A 562-nucleotide genomic window follows, 5' to 3' on the forward strand; every position below is an offset into this window, starting at 1 on the left:
AGCGTGGTATTTGCGGGAGCGATTATAGCGTTCTCTCCAAAGATTCAGGCTTTGCTCGGAATAGCCGACCAGATAATAAATAAATAAAATAAATTAATTAAGATTATAATTAAAAAGCTATCGGGTTTAATTAACTCGGTAGCTTTTTGTTTATTGAAAATTTCTTTATTTTTGAAATAAAATTTATGTTCACCAAACTTTTTTGGCTACCAGCCCGCTTTAGCGCCTCCATCGTAAGATTTAGCCAAACCTTTTTTAAGGCGTCTGCCCACTGTAAGTGTCATATACTCGGCAACATCCACATCGCCAACTTTTACGCTTGCCAACAACCTAAAATATTTATCCCGTCCTAAATTGTATAAAGTTATATTTGGCTTCTGCCAGCTGTCGCCAATGGCGTCCCTTTTGGAAGCGTTAGCATTTAATAAAAGTTTTTCTAATTCTTCTTTTGCTTTTATAGCTATAGATTTTATTTCTTCTCTTTTATCGTTCAACTCTGGCGTATCAATTCCTCTTATCCGAACGGCTATCTCTTTACCAAATACATCGGGAACATTTTCTA

General features: G+C 35.8%; 1 protein-coding gene. It reads right to left on the bottom strand.

Translation table 11 applies throughout. The annotated features are described in order from the left end of the window. Positions 1–206 precede the first annotated feature (206 nt). Positions 207–562: thermonuclease family protein (locus tag EZH24_RS13260; protein WP_137999472.1), on the bottom strand; the 356-nt coding region annotated here is incomplete at its 5' end.

The sequence above is a fragment of the Brachyspira catarrhinii genome (assembly GCF_005518285.1).
In the GTDB taxonomy this organism is placed as follows: domain Bacteria; phylum Spirochaetota; class Brachyspiria; order Brachyspirales; family Brachyspiraceae; genus Brachyspira; species Brachyspira catarrhinii.